We start from the raw sequence: 503 nt of genomic DNA on the forward strand, positions 1-503 counted from the left end.
TGTTTAGTCTGTCGCCCATCTACCAACCAGACATCCAAACCTGCTGATTCAAGAATCTCATAGAGGATGATCCAATAAACACCGGTCGCCTCCATGGCCACTGTCTCGATCCCCTCTGACAACAAGTAGGACAAGGCTTCCCGAAAACTATCGGTGAAGGTCTCAAAAACACGGACTTCCTTGTCCTCAACTGATACGAATATGTGCTTGGCACCTATATCTATACCTGCAGCATGTGCTCTCAACTTTTTCATGACCACTCCTTTTAAAGTAAAACAAAGGCCTGTAGGAAGAAATATTGTACACGACAGACTACCAACCGGACATTCCCATTCAAATAAGGAAGTACCATATTTTGTGACTCCTTTCTATCCAACCATGCTCGAAAACAGGCAATTTGCACTATACCAGGGACGGCTATATTGTACAGGCCACTTCGATCTAAACGTCATTCCCTTTTGTGCGGTTGGGTACCAAATGTTAGGTCTCGAAATGACACAGAT

Annotated in this window: 1 protein-coding gene; it reads right to left on the reverse strand. The window is 44.3% G+C overall.

What is annotated here, in order from left to right:
* Positions 1-254: IS110 family transposase (locus ADIMK_RS11085; protein WP_156042891.1), on the reverse strand; the 254-nt coding region annotated here is incomplete at its 3' end.
* Positions 255-503 lie beyond the last annotated feature (249 nt).

Origin of the sequence: Marinobacterium lacunae (genome assembly GCF_000705555.1) — a bacterium.
Classification (GTDB): Bacteria; Pseudomonadota; Gammaproteobacteria; order Pseudomonadales; family Balneatricaceae; genus Marinobacterium_D; species Marinobacterium_D lacunae.